The following is a 17,821-nucleotide window of genomic DNA, read 5'->3' as shown; positions in this document are numbered from 1 at the left end:
GACCACGACGCCTCCAGAAGGAGTGCAGGGAAGTTCGGGGGCCGGGCCGCCGCCGGAAGGGCCGGGGCGGCGAGGTCTCGGCGGGGGCCGGTGCCGGGCGGCGGGGTGTCCGGCGGCCCGTGGACCCACGGGTCCCGCGTCCGGCCCGTGGGCCGGGCGTTGCCGACCGGAGGACTGCCGACCGCGGGGTCGCCCGGCCGGGCCACGGAGCCTGCGGCCGGTTCCGAGGTGGTGACGACGAGTTACGGATTCCGGGTCGCGGTGACGCTGAGTACCAGACTACCGGCCCGGTGGGCGGTTCCGCCGGAAACGGCTGGCCGGCCTCACGAATCCCCGCCCGACCCGCCCCGTGACCGGCCTCAGAGCTCGATGTCGTCCCAGGAGCCCAGCAGCATGGCGCCCAGCGCCTCCTCGTCCTGCGCCCCGCCGCTGTCGAGCGTCTGGGTGGCCCAGATGGTCTTGCCCCGCGGGGAGTACCGGGTGCCCCAGTGCTGGGCGTACTGGGCGACGAGGAACAGGCCGCGGCCGCCCTCGTCGGTGTCCTTGGCCCGGCGGATGTGCGGGGCGGTGCTGCTGCCGTCGGAGACCTCGCAGACCAGGGTCTGGGTGAGGAGCAGCCGCACCCGGACCGGGTCCTTGCCGTAGCGGACGGCGTTGGTGATCAGTTCGCTGAGGATGAGCTCGGTGCCGAACGAGATGTGCTCCAGGCCCCACTCCGCCAGCTTGCGGGCACAGGCGTTGCGCACCGGGCCGACCGCGGCCGGGTCCCGGGCCACCTCCCACTCGGCGACGTGGTCGCGCTCCAGCAGCCGGGTCCGCGCCACCAGCAGCGCGACGTCGTCCTCCGGTCGGCCGGGCGGCAGCGTCGCCATCACGGCGGCGCAGACGGCCTCCGGCGAGGAGTCCGCCCCGCCGACGGTCGTGCGCAGCTCCTCCAGCGCCGCGTCCAGGTCGCGGGTGCGGTCGCCGAGCAGCCCGTCGGTGTAGAGGACCAGCCGGGAGCCCTCGGGCACGGTCAGCTCGGCAGTCTCCACGGGCAGGCCGGCACCGAGGCCCAGCGGCGGGGAGACCGGTGGGCGCAGGAACGTCACCGTCCCGTCGGGGTGGGCCACGGCGGGCGGGAGGTGGCCGGCGGTGGCCGCGGTCACCTGCCCGGACACGGAGTCGTAGACCACGTAGAGGCAGGTGGCGCCGGTGATCGCCTGGACGCTGCTCTCGCTGTCCTCGTCCTGGACGTCGATCCGGGAGACGAGCTCGTCCAGGTGGCCGAGCAACTCGTCGGGGGGCAGGTCCAGCGCCGAGAAGTTGTGGATGGCGATGCGCAGCCGGCCCATGGTGGCGGCGGCGTGCAGTCCGTGCCCCACCACGTCGCCGACCACCAGCGCGACCCGGGCGCCGGGCAGCGGGATCACGTCGAACCAGTCGCCGCCGGCCCCGGCCTGTGCGGGCAGGTAGCGGTGGGCCACCTCCAGGGCCTGCTGCTCCGGCATGCCGCGGGGCATCAGGCTGCGCTGCAGGGTCACCGCCATGGCGTGTTCGCGGGTGTAGCGCCGCGCGTTGTCGATGCACACCGCGGCGCGGCCGGCGACCTCCTCGGCGAAGGAGAGGTCCTCCTGGTCGAACGGCAGTGAGGCCCCGGCGCGCCAGAAGTTCACCAGACCGAGCACCACCCCGCGGGCCTGCAGGGGCACCACCGCGAGCGAGTGGATCCCGTAGTCGAGGATCTGCTGGGCGCGCTCGGGGTCCTGGGAGCGCCAGCCGCTGGAGCCGGCCAGGTCCGGTTCCACGAGGGAGCGCCCGTCGTGCACGCTGGCCGCCATGGGTGTGTCGGGCGCGAACCGGATCAGCTTGCCGACCGGGTAGAGCGGGTGGTCCTCGGCCAGCCCGGCGACCGCGCTGCGCCGCAGCCGGACGCTGGCCCCGTCCGGCTCCTCGCCGCGCAGCACGGCGTCGCGCAATTCGACGGTGACGACGTCGGCGAACCCGGGGACGGCGACCTGGGCGAGCTCCTCGGCGGTGCGCACCACGTCCAGCGTGGAGCCGATCCGCATCCCGGCGTCGTAGAGCAGCCGCAGCCGCCCCCGGGCCACCTCCGCCCGGCCGGACAGCGAGCGCAGCTCGGTGGTGTCGCGCAGGGTCACCACGTTGGTGCGGTGCACGCCGAAGGGGGTGGTGGAGCGCTTGTTGAGGGCCAGCAGGCGGTCCGCCGCCAGGTGGACCTCGTCGCTGGCGATCCGGTCCGAGCTCAGCAGGTCGGCGGTGCGGGGGTCCAGCCCCAGGTCGCCGATCCGGCGTCCCTCCGCGTCGGGCGGGAGGTCCAGCAGCCGCCTGGCCTCGTCGTTGGCGAGCAGCAGCCGGTCGTCGTCGCCGGTGATGAGCACGCCCTCCCGCACGGCGTGCAGGACGGCGTCGTGGTGTTCGTACATCCGGGTCATCTCGGCCGGGCCCAGGCCTCGGGTCTGCCGGCGCAGCCGGTGGCTCACCAGGGCGGCGCCGCAGGCGGCCAGCGCGACGGCCACGCCGGCGCCGGCCAGGAAGAGGGGCAGCTGCCGGTTCACCGAGTGCTGCACCGATTCCACCGTGACCGGGACGGAGACGATCGCGACCACCTTGCCCGAGGCGTCCTTGACGGGGGCGGCGGAGATCACCGACGGGCCCAGCACTCCGTTGAAGGTCCGGGTGAAGGAGATGCCCTGCGCGGCCTGGGCGTACGGACCGATGACGTGCTTGCCGATCTGCGAGGTGTCGCTGTGGGTGAGGGTGATCCCGTCCAGCTTGTACACGATGATGGCGTCGACGCCGGCGGCCTTGCGGGCCTCCTCGGCCAGGGGCTGCAGTGTCGCGCTGGGATCGTCGCTGTCCAGGGCCTCCAGGAGGCCCGGGGCGTGCGCGAAGGACTGGGCGGCGGCGACGGTGCGGTCCCGGGCGTTGGCCAGGGTCTCGCGCCGGGTCTGCAGGACGAGGGCCACCAGCGCCCCGGCGATGAGCAGGATCACCAGCAGCAGTTGGAGGAAGAAGACCTCCTGGGCGAAGCTGCGGGTGGCCGGACGGGGCCGGTCGGCGAACGGGCGCGACTCGGCTGCCGACTCGCCCGTCGACTCCGGGGCGGCGGCCTCGGTCCGGGGCGGTGCGGTGGCGCCGGGCTTTCCGGAGCGACGGGTGAACCATCGCCGGAATATACCCGAATTTACGCTCATACCCCCTTTTATCCTGGTTTCCACAGAACTGGCAAGGAAACCGTGACCGACCGGTCCCTCCTGGGGGGCGGCTTCGGCCGCGCGGGCTGCCGGCGCGCTCCCGGTGTCCTCCCGGAGTCCTCCCGGGCACGGTCGGCGGCGCGGCGCCGACCCCGGGCGGCGCGAACACAAAACGCTGCACAAACGATTCGACTGGGCCGATGGAGCGGAATCGCTGCAGCGTGGGGACGTGACCCCACCCACGCGGACCTGTGTCGGCGTCCCCCTCCAGCGGGCGGCGCCGGCCGGCGACGACCTGCCACGGCTCCTGGCCCGCTCGGCGCGCGGCGACGAGGCGGCGTTCGAGCAGCTGTACCGCGCAGTCGCCGGACCGGTGTACGGAACCGCGCTGCGGACGCTGCGCGATCCGGCCCACGCCGAGGAGGTCGCCCAGGAGGTCCTGTTCGAAGTGTGGCGCACCGCCGCGGCCTACCGGCCCGACCGCGGGTCGGTGCTGACGTGGGTGCTGACCATCGCGCACCACCGGGCCGTGGACCGCGCCCGCGCCGCCCGGGCGGCCACCGAGCGCGACCGGAGCCTCGCCCGCCGGGACGTCGCGGAGGCCGACCCGCCGGACGAACAGGCCGTCCGCTCGCTGGACCGGCTGCGGGTCCGGTCGGCACTCGCGGGTCTGAGCGGCGTCCAGCGCGAGGCGGTGGTGCTGGCCTACTTCGGCGGGTACTCGCAGCGCGAGATCGCGCACCGGCTGGAGGTGCCGCTGGGCACCGTCAAGACCCGGATCCGCGACGGTCTGACCCGGCTCCGGGCCGCGTTCGCACTGCCGGACCGGGGCGGAGCGCGCCCTGGGGGAGTGCCGGCCCAACCGTCCTCCGGCACCGGCCGCCCGGGCCGGTCACCGGCCGGGAGCGGCCCGCGATCGCCGGAAGCGGGCCGCGGCGCCGCGCCGGCAGGGGTCCGCCCGCGCCCGCCGGCGGGCCCGCGGGCTCCGGCCGCGCGCAACGGTGCGGGAACGCTGCGCCGGGCGGCGGGGTGCCGTGCGGGCGAGCATGGAAGCGTCACTTCTGACGACGGGCCACCGTCGGTGGCCGTCGCCACCGGGCGTCCGCGGCCGCGTATACGGTTGACCACGCGAGCCCCTACGCGCACGCGAGCACCCACCCGATGCCCGGGGCGGCAGCGCTCCGACGCAGGCCCACGGACCGTCCCACCAGCGGGAGGACATCATGACTCTCGACCACCGCACCCCCGCGCACGAACGCCCCGTGCCCGCGAGCCCGCCCGCCGAGACGCCCGAGTGCGAGGCGTCGACCTGCGCGGGCATCTCCACCCCGGAGTCGACCGAGCTGCACACGGCCTGGCCCGGCTGGATCCCCCTCCTGGTGATCACCGTGCTGGTGGTCTGCTGCGTCGGCTTCGCGGTGGGGAGGATCGGGGGATGGTGACCCTGCCCGCCGAGCACGGCGCCGGCCCGTGGGGCGGTGGCCGGCCGGGCCCACCGGACGCCCCCGAGGACGCGGGGCTGCCCACCGGCGGAGTCGCCCGCCGCCTCGGCGTGTCGCCGACCACGGTCCGCTCGTGGGAACGCCGCTACGGCATCGGCCCGGCCGACCGCGCGGCCGGGCACCATCGCCGCTGGAGCCGGCAGGACATCGCGGTCCTGGAGGCCATGTGCCGCCTCACGGCCCGCGGAGTGCCGCCGGGCGAGGCGGCCCGGGCCGCCCTCGCCGAGCGCCGCGCGGCGCTCCACGACGCACCGCCGCCCGCCGGCCGGCCGCCCGGAACGGAGGGGTCGAATGACATCCCGGCCCGCCGCGACCCGGGCGGCAGCCGTGCCCTGCGGGTCGGGACGGTACGCCCCGAGTGCCGCGGCCTGGCCCGGGCGGCGGTCCGGCTGGACGCACCCGAGGTCGCCGGGATCCTGCGCGACGCGGTCGTCGCACTGGGGGTGGTCGAGGCGTGGACGGAGGTCATGATGCCCGCCCTGCGGGCCGCGGGCCGCAAGTGGGCGGCCGACGGCGAGCAGTACGTCGAGGTCGAGCACCTGCTCTCCTGGCACGTCTCCAGCGTCCTGCGCGGCGTGGCCGTGGAGACCGGCCCGACCCGGCCGGTGCCGCCCGTCGTCCTCGCGGCGGTGCCCGGCGAGCAGCACACCCTCCCGCTGGAGGCGACGGCCGCGGCGCTCACCGAGCGCGGCCTGCCCTTCCGGATGCTGGGGGCGGCCGTCCCGTTCCGGGCCCTGCTCGACGCCGTCCACCGGATCGGCCCGGGCGCCGTGATGATCTGGTCCCAGGACCGGCACACCGCCGACCCCGAGCTGCTGCGCCGGGTGAGCGGCAGCATGTGGGGTCCGCGCGGCTCCCGCACCCGGGCCCTGGTGGTGGCCGCCGGCCCCGGCTGGGCCCGCGCCATTCCCCCGGCCGGAGCCGTCTGCCCCCGCACCCTCGCGAGCGCCGTGGACCTCCTCGAACAGGCGCTCACGGGCTGACCTCCGCCGCCCGGCGGGCCGGTTCCCGGCCCCGCCGGGCCCCCGCCTTATCCGCGCCGGTCCCCGGTGTGCCGGACGCTCGTCGGCCACGGTGCGCAGTACGCGCGAGTCCCCGTAGCCCGACGCCGGGCCGCTCCACGAGCCGGGATCCACGAGTCGGGCCGGTCCCCACGAGCCGGGCCAATCCAAGGACCGGGTCGGCTCCGAAGATCCGGTGCAACGACAAAGCGGGCCGCGCCGCGGCCCCGTCGGGAGGGGCTCTCGTGACCATGTTCGGCATCGTCTCCACCTCGCGGGCCCCCGCCCGCGGCGACGGCGGCGCGCGTCCGCGCCGGGTGGCGGTGGTGGGGTCCGGCGTGGCCGGACTCACCGCGGCGTACGAGCTGTCCCGCGCCGGGACGGAGATCGAGCTGTTCGAGGCCGACGGGCGCCTCGGCGGCCACGCCCACACCCAGCGGGCGACCGCGCGGGACGGGCGGACGCTGGCCCTGGACACCGGCTTCCTGGTCCACAACACCCGGACCTACCCCCACCTGCTGCGGCTCTTCGCCGAACTCGGGGTGCGCACCCAGGACACCGAGATGAGCATGTCCGTGCGCTGCGACGGGTGCGGTCTGGAGTACGCGGGCGCGCGCGGACCGGCCGGCCTGCTGGCCAGGCCCGACGCCCTGACGCGCGGCCGGTACCTGCGGATGCTCACCGAGGTGCCGCGCTTCCACCGGCGGGCCCGCCGCCTGCTCGCCGACCCGGCCGCCGGCGACCCCAGCCTGCGTGACTTCCTCACCGCCGAGGCCTTCTCCCCGTACTTCGTGAGCCACTTCATGACCCCGGTGGTGTCCGCGGTGTGGTCCTGCGCCCCCGACCTGGCGGGCGACTACCCGGCGCGGTACCTGTTCACGTTCCTCGACAACCACGGCCTGCTCGGGGTGACCGGCGCGCCGGCCTGGCGGACCGTCGTCGGCGGCTCCCGCACGTACGTGGAGAGGATCGCCGAGCGGCTCACCACCGTCCGCCGGTCCGCCCCGGTCCGGGCGGTGCGCCGGCACCCGGACGGGGTCAGCGTCGTCACCGCGGACGGACACCGGACCGAGGCCGACGCCGTCGTCGTCGCCACCCACGCCGACCAGGCGCTGCGCCTGCTCGCCGATCCGACCGACGCGGAGCTGGAGATCCTCAGCGCCTTCACCTACTCGCGCAACCCGACCGTGCTGCACCGCGACCCCTCCGTGCTGCCCACCGCCCGGTGGGCCCGCGCCTCGTGGAACTACCGGATGCCCCACTGCACCGCCCCCTCGGACCGGGTACGGGTCAGCTACCACCTCAACCGGCTGCTCCGGCTGGACGCCGACGACGACTACCTGGTCACCCTCAACGAGGACCGGGACCAGCCCGTCCCGGAGCACCTGGTGGTCTCCCGCACCGTCTACGAGCACCCGGTCTACACCGCGGGCACCCTCGCCGCGCAGCGCCGGCTGCCCGAACTCGCCACGGCCCGCACCGCGTTCGCCGGCGCCTACCACGGCTGGGGCTTCCACGAGGACGGCTGCCGCTCCGGGGTCGAGGCGGCCCGGTCGCTGCTGGGGGTGGGCGCGCCGTGACCACCCCGCCCGGGCCCTGGGGCGCGGTCCTCTACGACACCCTCACCACCCATGTGCGCACCGATCCGCCCAGGCCGCCGTTCCGCCACCGCGGCTACCTGTGGCTGGTCGACCCGGACCGCCTCCCCCGGGTGCCGTGGCCGCTGCGTCCGCTGGCCTCCTTCCGCCCGCGGGACCACCGGATCGACCGGGGCGCACGAGAGTTGACGATCCGTCAGGAACTCGACCGGTACCTGGCCGAGCACGGCGTACGGCTCGGCGAGGGCCGGATCCTGATGCTCACCCAGGCGCGGTCGCTCGGGCACGTGTTCAACCCGCTGACCGTGTACTGGTGCCGCGACGGCGCGGGCCACCCGCTCTGCACGGTCGTCGAGGTCCACAACACCTACGGCGGCCGCCACCGCTACCTGCTGCCGCCCGATCCCGGCGGCCGTGCCGAGACCCCCAAGGACTTCTACGTCTCACCGTTCTTCCCGGTCGACGGACGCTACCGGATGGTGCTGCCGGAGCCGGGGGAGCGGCTGGCCCTGACCGTCCACCTGGACCGCGGCGGCGGCCGCGCCTTCACAGCCACCGTCCGCGGCACCGGCCGCCCGGCCGGCCCCGCCGCCCTGCTGCGTGCCGCGCTCGCCCACCCGCTCGCCACCTGGGCCGTCAGCCTCCACATCCGCTACCGGGGCGTCCGCCTCTGGCTGAGCGGCCTGCCCGTCCACCCCCGCCCGACCGCCGGCCCGGACCGGTGCGCAGAGGGGTCCACACCCACGGAAGAGCCCACGGAAGTGCCCACGGAAGAGGTGCCCGCCCCATGACGACCACGGTTCCCCCGACGGCGAGGCCGACGCCCGTCGTCGATCCCGCCCGCTGGCCGGACGTCGCCAGGGTGCCGCACGTGCCGCTGCGCGCGGCCGTCGCCGGACGCCTGCTGCGCCGGGTCGCCGCGCGGCGCGGCCTGCTCGTCGAACTCCCCGGCGGCCGGGCCCTGCGCCCCGCCCCGCCCGGCGCGCCGGTGCTGCGCCTGCACCACCCGCGGGCCTTCCTCCACCGCCTCGGCGAGAGCGGCCTGATCGGCTTCGGCGAGTCCTACCAGGCCGGCGACTGGGACAGCCCCGACCTGGTCGCCCTGCTCACCGCGCTGGCCAGCGCCCCCGAGACCCTCGTCCCGGCCGGCACGCGCTGGCTGCGCCGCTTCTACGTCCGGCGCCCGCCGGCGGCGGAACTGCCCACCGCGGCGAACGCCCGGAGCAACGTCCGCCGGCACTACGACCTGTCCAACGACCTGTTCGCCCTGTTCCTCGACCCGACGATGACCTACTCCTCGGCGCTCTTCGCCCCCGGACCGGACCGTCGGCCGACCGCCACCCGGGAGGAGCTGGCCGCCGCCCAGCACCGCAAGATCGACCGGCTGCTCGACCTCGCGGACGTCGGCCCCGGCACCCGGCTGCTGGAGATCGGCACCGGCTGGGGCGAACTCGCCCTGCGTGCCGCCGCCCGAGGCGCCCGCGTCGTCAGCCTGACCCTCTCCGAGGAGCAACTCGCCCTCGCCCGGCGGCGGATCGCCGAGGCGGGACAGCAGGACCGGGCCGAGGTCCGGCTCTGCGACTACCGCACCGCGGAGGGCGAGTACGACGCCGTCGTGAGCGTCGAGATGGTCGAGGCCGTCGGACGCCCGTTCTGGCCGGACTACTTCACCGTGCTCGACCGGGTCCTCGCCCCCGGCGGCCGGGTCGCCCTCCAGGCGATCACCATGCCGCACGACCGCATGCTCGCCGGCAGCCGCAGCCACACCTGGATCCTCAAGTACGTGTTCCCCGGCGGCCGGATCCCGTCCGTGCGGGCGATGACCGAGACCGCCGCCCGCCACACCCGGCTGCGGGTGACCGGCACCGACGCGTTCGGGCCGCACTACGCCGAGACCCTGCGGCTGTGGCGCGAGCGCTTCTGCGAACGGCCCGAGGAGGTCGAGTCCCTCGGCTTCGACGAGGTGTTCCGGCGGATGTGGGAGCTGTACCTCGCCTACTCCGAAGCCGGGTTCCGCACCGGGTACCTCGATGTCCACCAGCTGCTGCTGACCCGTGCGGAGGGGGCGACGTGAACACCGGAGCCTTCGTCCTCGGCCTCGCGGCGACCGCTGCCGCGGCCCTCGTCGTCCTGCTCGTCGCGTTCGCGGTGGGCGTGCGGACCGGCCGCCACCGGGGTGTGGACGTCGCCTGGGGCCTGGCGTTCGCCGCGGTGGCGCTCACCGGGTACGCGCTGTCGGCCGGGCACGGGGACGACGGCCGCCGGCTGCTCGCGACCGCGCTCGTCCTGGTGTGGGGCCTGCGCCTGTCCGCCCACCTCTGGTGGCGCGCCCGGGGAGCGCCCGAGGACCCCCGCTACGCCGCGATGCTCTCCCGCGCCCCCGAGGGCCCGGCCCGCACGCGGTACGCGCTGCGGATCGTCTACCTGCTCCAGGCCGCCCTGGTGTGGTTCGTCGCGTTGCCGGTCCTGGCCGCCCAGTACACCGACCGGCCGCCGGGCGCGCTCGCCTGGGCGGGCACCGCGCTCTGGGCGGTCGGGGTGTTCTTCGAGGCGGTCGGCGACCGGCAGCTCGCCCGGTTCAAGGCCGACCCCGGCAACCGGGGCGCGGTCATGGACCGCGGCCTCTGGCGCTACACCCGCCACCCGAACTACTTCGGCGACGCCTGCGTGTGGTGGGGCCTGTTCCTGCTCGCCGCCGACACGCCGGCCGGCGCGGCGTTCGTCCTCAGCCCGCTCCTGATGACCTACCTGCTGGCCTTCGGCAGCGGCAAGCCGATGCTGGAACGCCGGATGGGCGCGCACCGCCCCGGCTGGGCCGAGTACGCGGCCCGCACCAGCGGCTTCCTGCCCCTGCCGCCCCGCCGGACCCCGCGGGAACCCCGAACTCCCCGCACCCCCCAGCCCCCGTCGTCCCCGAGGTCCCCCCGATGACCGTCTCGATCGCCCTGTTCACCCAGGACCTGCGCCTGCACGACAACCCCGTGCTGCACGCCGCGCACACCGCGGCCGACCAGGTCGTCCCGCTGTTCGTGCTCGACCCCGCCGTCGCGGCCGCGGGGTTCGCCGCCCCCAACCGGCAGGCGTTCCTCGCCGACTGCCTCGCCGACCTCGACGCCTCCCTGCGCGCCGCCGGCTCCCGGCTCGTCCTGCGCACGGGCGACCCGGCCGAGCAGGCGGCCCGCGTGGCCGCCGAGACCGGGGCCGCCACCGTGCACGTCGCCGCGGGCGCGAGCGGCTTCGCGCACCGGCGCGAGGCACGGCTGCGCAAGCTCCTCGACGACCGGCTGCACGTCCACGACGCGTCCCTGACCGTCGTCGCGCCCGGCCGCGTCACCCCGGCCGGGCGCGACCACTACACGGTCTTCACCCCGTACCACCGCGCCTGGCTGGAGGCACCCCGGCGGACCGTGCTGGCCGCACCCCGCCGGCTCGCCACCCCGGAGCACGTCCGCGGCGAGGACCTCCCCGCCGCCCGTCCGAGCTCACCCGCCCTGCCGCCCGGCGGCGAGACGGCGGCCCGCCGGCGCCGGCGGAACTGGGACGTCGACGGCTACGCCGACCTGCACGACGACCTCGCGGCCGACGACACCTCCCGGCTCTCCCCGTACCTGCACTTCGGCTGCCTGTCCCCGACCGAACTCGCCACCGACGCCCTGCGGCACGACGGACCCGGCGCACGGGCGTTCGTCCGGCAGCTCGCCTGGCGCGACTTCCACCACCAGGTGCTCGCCGCCCGCCCCGAGGCCGCGCACCGGGACTACCGCACCCGGGACGACCACTGGCACCACGACGAGCGCGAGGCCGAGGCGTGGCGCCGGGGCCGCACCGGCTACCCGATCATCGACGCCGGAATGCGCCAACTCGCCCACGAGGGCTGGATGCACAACCGCGCCCGCCTCCTGACGGCGAGCTTCCTCACCAAGAGCCTCTACCTCGACTGGCGCATCGGCGCCTCCCACTTCCTGTCCCTGCTCGTCGACGGCGACGTCGCCAACAACCAGCTCAACTGGCAGTGGGTCGCGGGCACCGGCACCGACACCCGGCCCAACCGGGTCCTCAACCCGCTGCGCCAGGCCGACCGTTACGACCCCGACGGCGATTACGTCCGCCGGTGGGTGCCCGAACTCGCCCACCTCCCCGGCCCGCTGGTTCACCGGCCCTGGCTCCTGGACGACGGCTACCCGCCGCCGATCATCGAGCCGGAGGCCCTGACCGCGCGGTTCCGGCACGGGCGCTCCTGACCCCGGGCGCACGTGCCGGCCACGCCATCGGCGGTGGGTGGTGGGCCCGCCGGCCCACCACCCACCGCCGCGGTCCGGTCGCGTCCTACTCCTCGGTCGGCCCGAGGTCGGCGTGCTCGCGCAGCTCCACGCTGCGGGCGCGGTGGGCGGCGTGCAGTTCCAGCACGGTGATCTCGTTCGCCCCCGGGCGCAGGACGGGGCCGGGCACGAACAGCGAGCGCTGCGGCCCGCGCGACCAGTAACGGCCGAGGTGGAAGCCGTTGACCCAGACGTTGCCCTTCGTCCAGCCCGGCAGGTGGACGAAGGTGTCGCCGGCCTCGGCCAGCCGCACGGTGCCGCGGTGGAAGGCCGGGCCGACCTGGGTGCCCGCGTCCTCGGTGAAGGGCAGCGCGTCGAGGCTGCTCAGCGGCAGCGGCCGGCTGGTCCAGCCGGCCGCCTCGGCGCCGTCCAGCAGCACCCGGCCCAGCAGGCCCTTGCGGTCGTGGATGCCCGGGCCGTAGTTGACCCGGCCCTGGTTCTCCACCAGCAGGCTCAGGACGGCGCCCGCGCGCGGCGCGGTGAACGCGATCGCCCGCTCGTGCCGCTCGCGCTCCAGCACCCCGACCGGCTGGCCGTCCACGAACACCTGGGCCCGGTCCCGCACCGTCTCCGCCTCCAGCAGGACCGGCCCCGCGGCGGGCAGGACGGTCTCGTAGAGGACGAAGCCGAAGTCCTGGCCGAGCTGCTCCATGGTGAGCGGCCGTTCGGCCCGCACCGCCTCGCCCAGCGCCGGAAGGTTGGCGAACAGCGGTGCGCAGGCGGTCAGTTCGACGGTGAGGGGACCGATCTTCGGTGCCCGAGCGGGCACCGGCTCGGCCGGCACGGGGGCGTACTTGGCGATGACCTGGCGGAACGCCTCGTACTTCTCGGTGGGGTCACCGGCCTCGTCCAGCGGGGCGTCGTAGTCGTAGGAGGTGACGGTGGGCCGGTAGGTGTGCTTGTCGTTGGCGCCGTTGGTGAACCCGAAGCTGGTGCCGCCGTGGAACATGTACAGGTTGACGGAGGCGCCGGTGGCCAGCACGGTGTCCAGCTCCTCGGCGGCCTGGGCGGGGTCGCGGACCACGTGGTGGCCGCCCCAGCGGTCGAACCAGCCGATCCAGAACTCGGTGCTCATCAACGGGCCGGTGCTCTGGTGGGCGCGCAGGGTGGCCAGGCCCTGCGCGGAGCGGCTGCCGAAGTTGGCCGTGGCCAGGGTCCCGGGCAGGGCGCCGCGGACGACGTCGCCGGGCTGGTCGCAGGTGAACAGCGGCACGTCGACGCCGCAGCGTCGCAGCGTGGCGGCGAGGTGCGCCAGGTGGGCGGTGTCGCCGTCGTAGGCGCCGAACTCGTTCTCGACCTGCACGGCCAGCACCGGGCCGCCGTTGGTCGACAGGTGCCGGCGAAGCGGCGTCAGCAGCCGCTCGAAGAAGTCCTCCACCGCGGCGAGGTAGCGCGGGTCCTGGCTGCGCAGCAGGATGTCGGGATCGGCGAGGAGCCAGGACGGCAGCCCGCCGCCCTCCCACTCCGCGCAGATGTAGGGGCCGGGGCGGAGCAGGACGTGCAGCCCCTCGGCGGCGGCCAGGTCGAGGAAGGCCGGCAGGTCCAGCCCGGCGTCGAGGCGGAACTCGTCCGGGCGCGGCTGGTGGAGGTTCCAGGGGACGTAGGTCTCCACCGTGTTGAGGCCCATCAGGCGGGCCTTGCGCAGGCGGTCGGCCCAGTGGCCCGGGTGGACGCGGAAGTAGTGGAGGCCGCCGGAGATGATCCGCAGCGGCTGGCCGTCGAGGGTGAACCCCTCGTCGTGGATCTGCAGGACGGGCATGGTGTGCTGCTGCTCCTGGGAGAGGTGGGTGCGCGGACCGGCCGGCGAGGTCCGGTCGGCCGGTCCGGGCGGGTTCGTCACCGGCCGGCGCGGGCGCGGGCAGTGGATCGCCCGGGACGCCCGCGCCGGCGGCGGGTCACGGCGCGGTGACCTTGAAGCCCTGCTGGTTGCCGTAGTCGGTGATGCGCTTCTGCCAGGCGCTCAGGCCGGTGTTGATGTCGGTCGAGATGTTCGGGCCGACGGTGTCCTTGAAGACCGAGTTGGCGTACAGCTGGTAGGGCAGGTACTGCCAGCCCTTGGCGACGGCGGCGGAGGAGTCGGCGAAGACCTGGTTGGCCTTCTGGCCGCCGAGGCCCTGCACCGGCTGGTCGAGGAAGGCCGGGTCCTTGAGCAGCTCGTCGGTCGCCGGGAAGAGGCCGTTGGCGGAGAGCGAACGGACGGCCTGCGGGTCGGAGTTCAGCCAGATCGCGAAGGCCGCGGCAGCGGCCTTGTTCTTGCTGCTGCTGGTCACCGCGACGGAGGAGCCGCCGTTCTCGGAGGAGACGTTCTCGCTCGCGCTCCACTGCGGGATGGGCGCGGCGCGCCAGTCGGCCGCGGTGTCCGGGATGGTGGAGGCGATGTTGCCGGGGGCCCAGGCGCCGATGATCCACATGGCGTACTGGCCGCTGCCCATCGACTGCCACCACTCGTTGGTCCACCCCGGGGCGGTGTCGACGAGCTTGCGGTTGATCAGGGAGGTCCACAGGTCGGCGGTCTTCTTGGCGCCGGCGTCCTGGAGCTTGACGGTGACCGAGGTGGAGTCGGTCTGCTGGAACGGGCGGCCGCCGGCCTGCCAGATCAGGCTGTCCACGCCGCCGGCGTCGCCGGGGTCGATGGAGGTGATGAACCGCTTCGGGTCGGACGCCTTGATCTTGACGGCCGCGGCCTCGAACTCGGCCCAGGTCTTGGGGGGTTCGATCTTCAGCTCGTCGAGGATCTTCTTGTTGTAGAACATCGCCATCGGGCCGGTGTCCTGCGGGATGGCGTAGACGCCGTCGGCGATGGCCACCTGGGACCAGGCGGAGGCCGCGAACTTGCTCTCCAGGGCGGCGGCGCCGTAGTCCTTGAGGTTCACCAGCCGCTTGGACAGGGCGAGTTCGGGCAGTGCGAAGTACTCGACCTGGGCGACGTCGGGGCCGCCGCTGCCGGCCTTCACGGCGGTCTGGAGCTTGGTGTACTCGGTCGCCGACTGGCCGGCGTTGACGATGTCGACCTTGATCTTCGGGTACTTCTGCTCGAAGAGCGCGACCGTCTTGTCCATGTTGGGGGCCCACGTCCAGAAGGTGAGCGTGGTGGGCGTGTCCAGGGCCTTCGCCGGGTCGGCGGGCGTGGCCTCGCCGCCGCCCGAGGAGCTGCAGGCGGTCAGGGTCAGGGCCAGCGCGGCGGCGGGCACGAGCGCGAGCAGTCTGCGGCGCGGGGTGGAGTGCGCAGGGGTCATGGCGGGTTTCCTTGCCGGGAGGTGGGGCGGGGTGGGCGGGGCGGGAGCGGGGGGCGTCATTCCTTGACGCTGCCGGCGGCCAGGCCGGACTGCCAGAACCGCTGGAGGAACAGGAAGGCGACGACGAGCGGGACGATCGCCAGCACGCTGCCGGTGATGACGAGCGGGTAGAAGCCGGTGGTGGTGGCACCGCTGCCGGCCGCGCCGGTCGCCAGCGAGTTCCACTGGTTGAGGCCGACGGTGAGGGGGAACCACTGCGGGTCGCTGAGCACGATCAGCGGCAGGAAGTAGTTGTTCCAGGTCGCCACGAGGGAGAACAGCAGCACCGTGACGAATCCGGGCGCGAGCAGGCGCAGCGAGATGGTGAAGAAGGTGCGCAGCTCGCCGGACCCGTCGATGCGGGCGGCCTCCAGCATCGAGTCCGGGACGGCGCCGAGGGCGTAGACCCGCATCAGGTAGACGCCGAACGGGCTGGCCAGGGAGGGCAGCAGGACGGCCCAGGGGGTGTCCACGATGCCGACCTTGCTGAACAGCAGGTAGGTCGGCACGGCCAGCGCCGTCCCGGGGATCGCGACGGCGCCCAGGACGATCGCGGCCAGCGCGGTGCGGCCCCGGAAGCGGTACTTGGCCAGGGCGTAGCCGGCCGCGGTGGAGATGAAGGCGGCTCCGCCCGCGCCCACGACGGCGTACAGCAGGGTGTTGGCGAACCAGCGCAGGTAGATGCCGTGGTCGTAGGTCAGGACGGCGTGGATGTTGTCGAAGAAGTGGAAGTCGCGGCCGAACCAGAGCCCGAACCCGGTGGTCAGCGAGCCGGTGTCCTTCGTGCTGGACATCAGCAGCCACAGCAGCGGCAGCAGGGCGTAGACCAGCATCAGGCCCATGGCCACGGTGAGCGCCGTGCTGGAACGCCTGCGCCCCCGCCCCGCCCGGCCGCTGGTGGTGTTCGCGCTCACAGGCTCTGTTCCTTTCGCATCGACCGGGCCTGCACGGCGTAGGCGACCACTGCGGTCACTCCGCCCAGGAGCACGGCGACGGCCGCCGAGTAGTTGAACTGCTGGCCGTTGAAGGCCAGGTTGTAGGCGTACATGTTGGGCGTGTAGCTGGTGGAGATGACGTCCGGGGCGAGGGACTGCAGGACGTTCGGCTCGTTGAAGAGCTGGAAGGTCCCGATGATCGAGAAGACGGTGGCCAGGGCCAGCGCGGGCCGCAGCGCGGGGAGTTTGATGCTCCAGGCCGTACGGATCGCGCCCGCGCCGTCGACCTCGGCGGCCTCGTAGAGCTCCTGCGGCACGGTCCGCAGGGCCGCGTACAGGATGAGCATGTTGTAGCCCACGTACTCCCAGGTCACGACGTTGCCGATGGAGGCGAGCATCCACGTGCCGCCGAGCAGGCGGGGCACGTCGGTGTGCAGGGCGTCGCCGATCTGGTGGATCAGCCCGAAGCGGTCGCCGTACAGGTAGCCCCACATCAGTGAGGCCACGACGGCCGGGACGGCGTACGGGACGAAGATGCCGATCCGGAACAGCCCGGGCCAGCGCAGCCGTCCGCTGTCGATGGCCAGCGCCGCCAGCAGGGCGAGCAGCAGCATCAGCGGGACCTGGACGACCAGGAAGAGGGTGACCCGCCACAGCCCGGTCCGGAAGAGCTCGTCCCCCAGGGCGCGGGTGTAGTTGTCGAACCCGACGAAGACGTTGCCGCCGACCAGCCGGTCCTGGAAGAAGCTCAGGTAGGCGGCGTAGCCCAGGGGGGCCGCGATGCCGATCACGAACACGATCAGGAACGGGGCGAAGAAGACATAGCCGAAGGACCCGTGACCGCGCCGGCTCGAACGCAGCTGTGGACGGGGCCGGCCCGGGGGCCGGACGACGGGGGCGGGTGGGGCGGGGAGTTGCGACGTGCTCACGGGGTGCCCTTCACGGCCGATGTTTACGCCAACATGAAGCTGGCGTTGAGTCTTGACCGCTGATGGCGGGGGAGTCAAGGGCCTGTGCCGGCGTGATGCGGCTTCGTGATGAACCGCCAGCAGGCCTGCGGCGGTTGGTGCGTGCGGCCGGGCCGGGGGAGTCGACACCTGCCCGGTGGGCGGATGTCCACCCTGGTCAGGAGGGGTTCCGGTGGCCGGGGTGGCCGGTTCGCCGCCCCCTCGGGGGTGCCTGTCGGGGGCTGTCGGCCCACCGGATTCCGCCCCGGCGAGGCGTCGGCGCGGGGTGGAGAAGATTACGACCGCGTATCAGTCGGTTTACCAGCTTGACGCCCGCACGGGCGGCGAGTGTCATTGTTCCAACGCGTTTGAACATGTTGATTGCTGAGCGTTATTGCTGATCTCGCCTCGCCGTCTTTGCCCCGGCGGTGGGGCCGCGGGTCGTGCAGACCGCGCGGGACGCCAAGGTGGCGCTGCTGACCTCGGACGACCAGATCTGCGCCAGTGGTCCGGACCCGGCGGCGTGCTCGAAGGCGTACCTGGCGTGCAAGGACTGGAGCGGCGGCAAGCCGACCGGGATGAAGGCCGCGCTGTTCATCAACGGCAAGGACGTCGGCGCGCTGGCCGTGCAGACCATGTACGACAAGCTCAAGAACAGCAAGGACTTCCCGAAGGAGGCCTTCGCGCCACCACCATGGTCGACGCCACGACCTGGCAGAGCGCCGGAGTCACCTGCAGCTGACCCCCCTGAACCGGCCCGCCCCCACGCCCCCACGGGGCCGGCCCGGCCGCCTCCGGCCCCGTCATGGTCGGAGGCGGCCACTCCACCTGCCTCCGGCACCCTCCCGCACTCGCCCTCATCGGCCTCGTCGCCGCCCTCGCCGGCATCCTCCTCACCGCCCGCACCGGCTCCGGCCAACCCACCTCCGGCAGCGAAGGCCTCGAACTCAAGGCCATCACCGCCGCCGCCCTCGGCGGCTGCGCCCTCAAGGGCGGCAAGGGCGGCATCGGCGGCACCCTCCTCGCCGTCGCCCTCCTCGGCTGCCT

General features: G+C 74.4%; 12 protein-coding genes and 2 pseudogenes. 9 read left to right on the top strand and 5 right to left on the bottom strand.

Annotated features, from left to right (window positions below):
* Positions 1 to 359: 359 nt before the first annotated feature.
* On the bottom strand, positions 360 to 3,197 hold the full coding sequence (locus ABZ497_RS25785; protein ID WP_359808579.1) for a SpoIIE family protein phosphatase: 2,838 nt from the start codon (positions 3,195 to 3,197) through the stop codon (positions 360 to 362).
* A gap of 103 nt (positions 3,198 to 3,300) precedes the next feature.
* Between ABZ497_RS25785 and ABZ497_RS25780 the strand changes: the two are divergent.
* The 8 genes and pseudogenes from ABZ497_RS25780 to ABZ497_RS25745 form a co-directional block, all read left to right on the top strand.
* Positions 3,301 to 3,993: pseudogene (locus ABZ497_RS25780) on the top strand (sigma-70 family RNA polymerase sigma factor); the annotation flags it as partial.
* Positions 3,994 to 4,420: 427 nt separating this feature from the next.
* A complete protein-coding gene (locus ABZ497_RS25775; protein ID WP_359808638.1) occupies positions 4,421 to 4,639 on the top strand; it encodes a DUF6480 family protein in 219 nt (72 codons plus the stop codon).
* Positions 4,633 to 5,682, top strand: a complete 1,050-nt coding sequence (locus ABZ497_RS25770) for a MerR family transcriptional regulator (protein ID WP_359808636.1) — start codon at positions 4,633 to 4,635, stop codon at positions 5,680 to 5,682. The genes ABZ497_RS25775 and ABZ497_RS25770 overlap by 7 nt, the downstream gene beginning before the upstream one ends.
* 269 nt (positions 5,683 to 5,951) lie before the next feature.
* A complete protein-coding gene (locus ABZ497_RS25765) occupies positions 5,952 to 7,280 on the top strand; it encodes an FAD-dependent oxidoreductase (protein WP_359808634.1) in 1,329 nt (442 codons plus the stop codon).
* Positions 7,277 to 8,089 (top strand): DUF1365 domain-containing protein, encoded by an 813-nt coding sequence (locus ABZ497_RS25760; RefSeq protein WP_359808577.1) that lies wholly within the window; start codon positions 7,277 to 7,279, stop codon positions 8,087 to 8,089. The genes ABZ497_RS25765 and ABZ497_RS25760 overlap by 4 nt, the downstream gene beginning before the upstream one ends.
* The gene (locus ABZ497_RS25755; RefSeq protein ID WP_359808575.1) at positions 8,086 to 9,372 is read left to right on the top strand and encodes a class I SAM-dependent methyltransferase; all 1,287 of its coding nucleotides are present in this window, start codon (positions 8,086 to 8,088) and stop codon (positions 9,370 to 9,372) included. Before ABZ497_RS25760 ends, ABZ497_RS25755 begins: the two co-directional genes overlap by 4 nt.
* Positions 9,369 to 10,229, top strand: a complete 861-nt coding sequence (locus ABZ497_RS25750) for a DUF1295 domain-containing protein (RefSeq protein WP_329491599.1) — start codon at positions 9,369 to 9,371, stop codon at positions 10,227 to 10,229. Before ABZ497_RS25755 ends, ABZ497_RS25750 begins: the two co-directional genes overlap by 4 nt.
* Positions 10,226 to 11,539 carry a deoxyribodipyrimidine photo-lyase gene (locus tag ABZ497_RS25745; RefSeq protein ID WP_359808573.1) on the top strand — a complete coding sequence of 438 codons (1,314 nt, stop codon included), beginning with the start codon at positions 10,226 to 10,228 and terminating at the stop codon, positions 11,537 to 11,539. Before ABZ497_RS25750 ends, ABZ497_RS25745 begins: the two co-directional genes overlap by 4 nt.
* Positions 11,540 to 11,624: 85 nt before the next feature.
* Here the strand turns inward: ABZ497_RS25745 and ABZ497_RS25740 are convergent, their stop codons facing one another.
* The 4 genes from ABZ497_RS25740 to ABZ497_RS25725 all read right to left on the bottom strand — a co-directional run bounded on the left by ABZ497_RS25740 (position 11,625) and on the right by ABZ497_RS25725 (position 16,687).
* On the bottom strand, positions 11,625 to 13,376 hold the full coding sequence (locus ABZ497_RS25740; RefSeq protein ID WP_359808632.1) for a beta-galactosidase family protein: 1,752 nt from the start codon (positions 13,374 to 13,376) through the stop codon (positions 11,625 to 11,627).
* 136 nt (positions 13,377 to 13,512) lie between these two features.
* Entirely contained in the window at positions 13,513 to 14,853 is a 1,341-nt protein-coding gene (locus ABZ497_RS25735) for a sugar ABC transporter substrate-binding protein (RefSeq protein WP_359808571.1), read from the bottom strand.
* Between the two features lie 56 nt (positions 14,854 to 14,909).
* The gene (locus tag ABZ497_RS25730) at positions 14,910 to 15,806 is read right to left on the bottom strand and encodes a carbohydrate ABC transporter permease (RefSeq protein WP_329491603.1); all 897 of its coding nucleotides are present in this window, start codon (positions 15,804 to 15,806) and stop codon (positions 14,910 to 14,912) included.
* Positions 15,803 to 16,687: a sugar ABC transporter permease gene (locus tag ABZ497_RS25725; RefSeq protein ID WP_329492391.1), complete on the bottom strand. Its 885-nt coding sequence runs from the start codon at positions 16,685 to 16,687 to the stop codon at positions 15,803 to 15,805. The genes ABZ497_RS25730 and ABZ497_RS25725 overlap by 4 nt, the downstream gene beginning before the upstream one ends.
* 892 nt (positions 16,688 to 17,579) lie before the next feature.
* Here ABZ497_RS25725 and ABZ497_RS25720 point away from each other — a divergent pair.
* Positions 17,580 to 17,821: pseudogene (locus ABZ497_RS25720) on the top strand (hypothetical protein); the annotation flags it as partial.

Source organism: Kitasatospora sp. NPDC005751 (genome assembly GCF_040630835.1).
Classification (GTDB): Bacteria; Actinomycetota; Actinomycetes; order Streptomycetales; family Streptomycetaceae; genus Kitasatospora.
The sequence above is the reverse complement of the archived record's forward strand: the minus strand, read 5'-3'. Positions and strand labels throughout refer to the sequence as shown.

Bases quoted from the DNA above. Each gene is read 5' to 3' on its own strand.
- ABZ497_RS25785 (WP_359808579.1), bottom strand. From the start codon at position 3,197: ATGAGCGTAAATTCGGGTATATTCCGGCGATGGTTCACCCGTCGCTCC.
- ABZ497_RS25775 (WP_359808638.1), top strand. From the start codon at position 4,421: ATGACTCTCGACCACCGCACCCCCGCGCACGAACGCCCCGTGCCCGCG.
- ABZ497_RS25770 (WP_359808636.1), top strand. From the start codon at position 4,633: ATGGTGACCCTGCCCGCCGAGCACGGCGCCGGCCCGTGGGGCGGTGGC.
- ABZ497_RS25765 (WP_359808634.1), top strand. From the start codon at position 5,952: ATGTTCGGCATCGTCTCCACCTCGCGGGCCCCCGCCCGCGGCGACGGC.
- ABZ497_RS25755 (WP_359808575.1), top strand. From the start codon at position 8,086: ATGACGACCACGGTTCCCCCGACGGCGAGGCCGACGCCCGTCGTCGAT.
- ABZ497_RS25745 (WP_359808573.1), top strand. From the start codon at position 10,226: ATGACCGTCTCGATCGCCCTGTTCACCCAGGACCTGCGCCTGCACGAC.
- ABZ497_RS25740 (WP_359808632.1), bottom strand. From the start codon at position 13,376: ATGCCCGTCCTGCAGATCCACGACGAGGGGTTCACCCTCGACGGCCAG.
- ABZ497_RS25735 (WP_359808571.1), bottom strand. From the start codon at position 14,853: ATGACCCCTGCGCACTCCACCCCGCGCCGCAGACTGCTCGCGCTCGTG.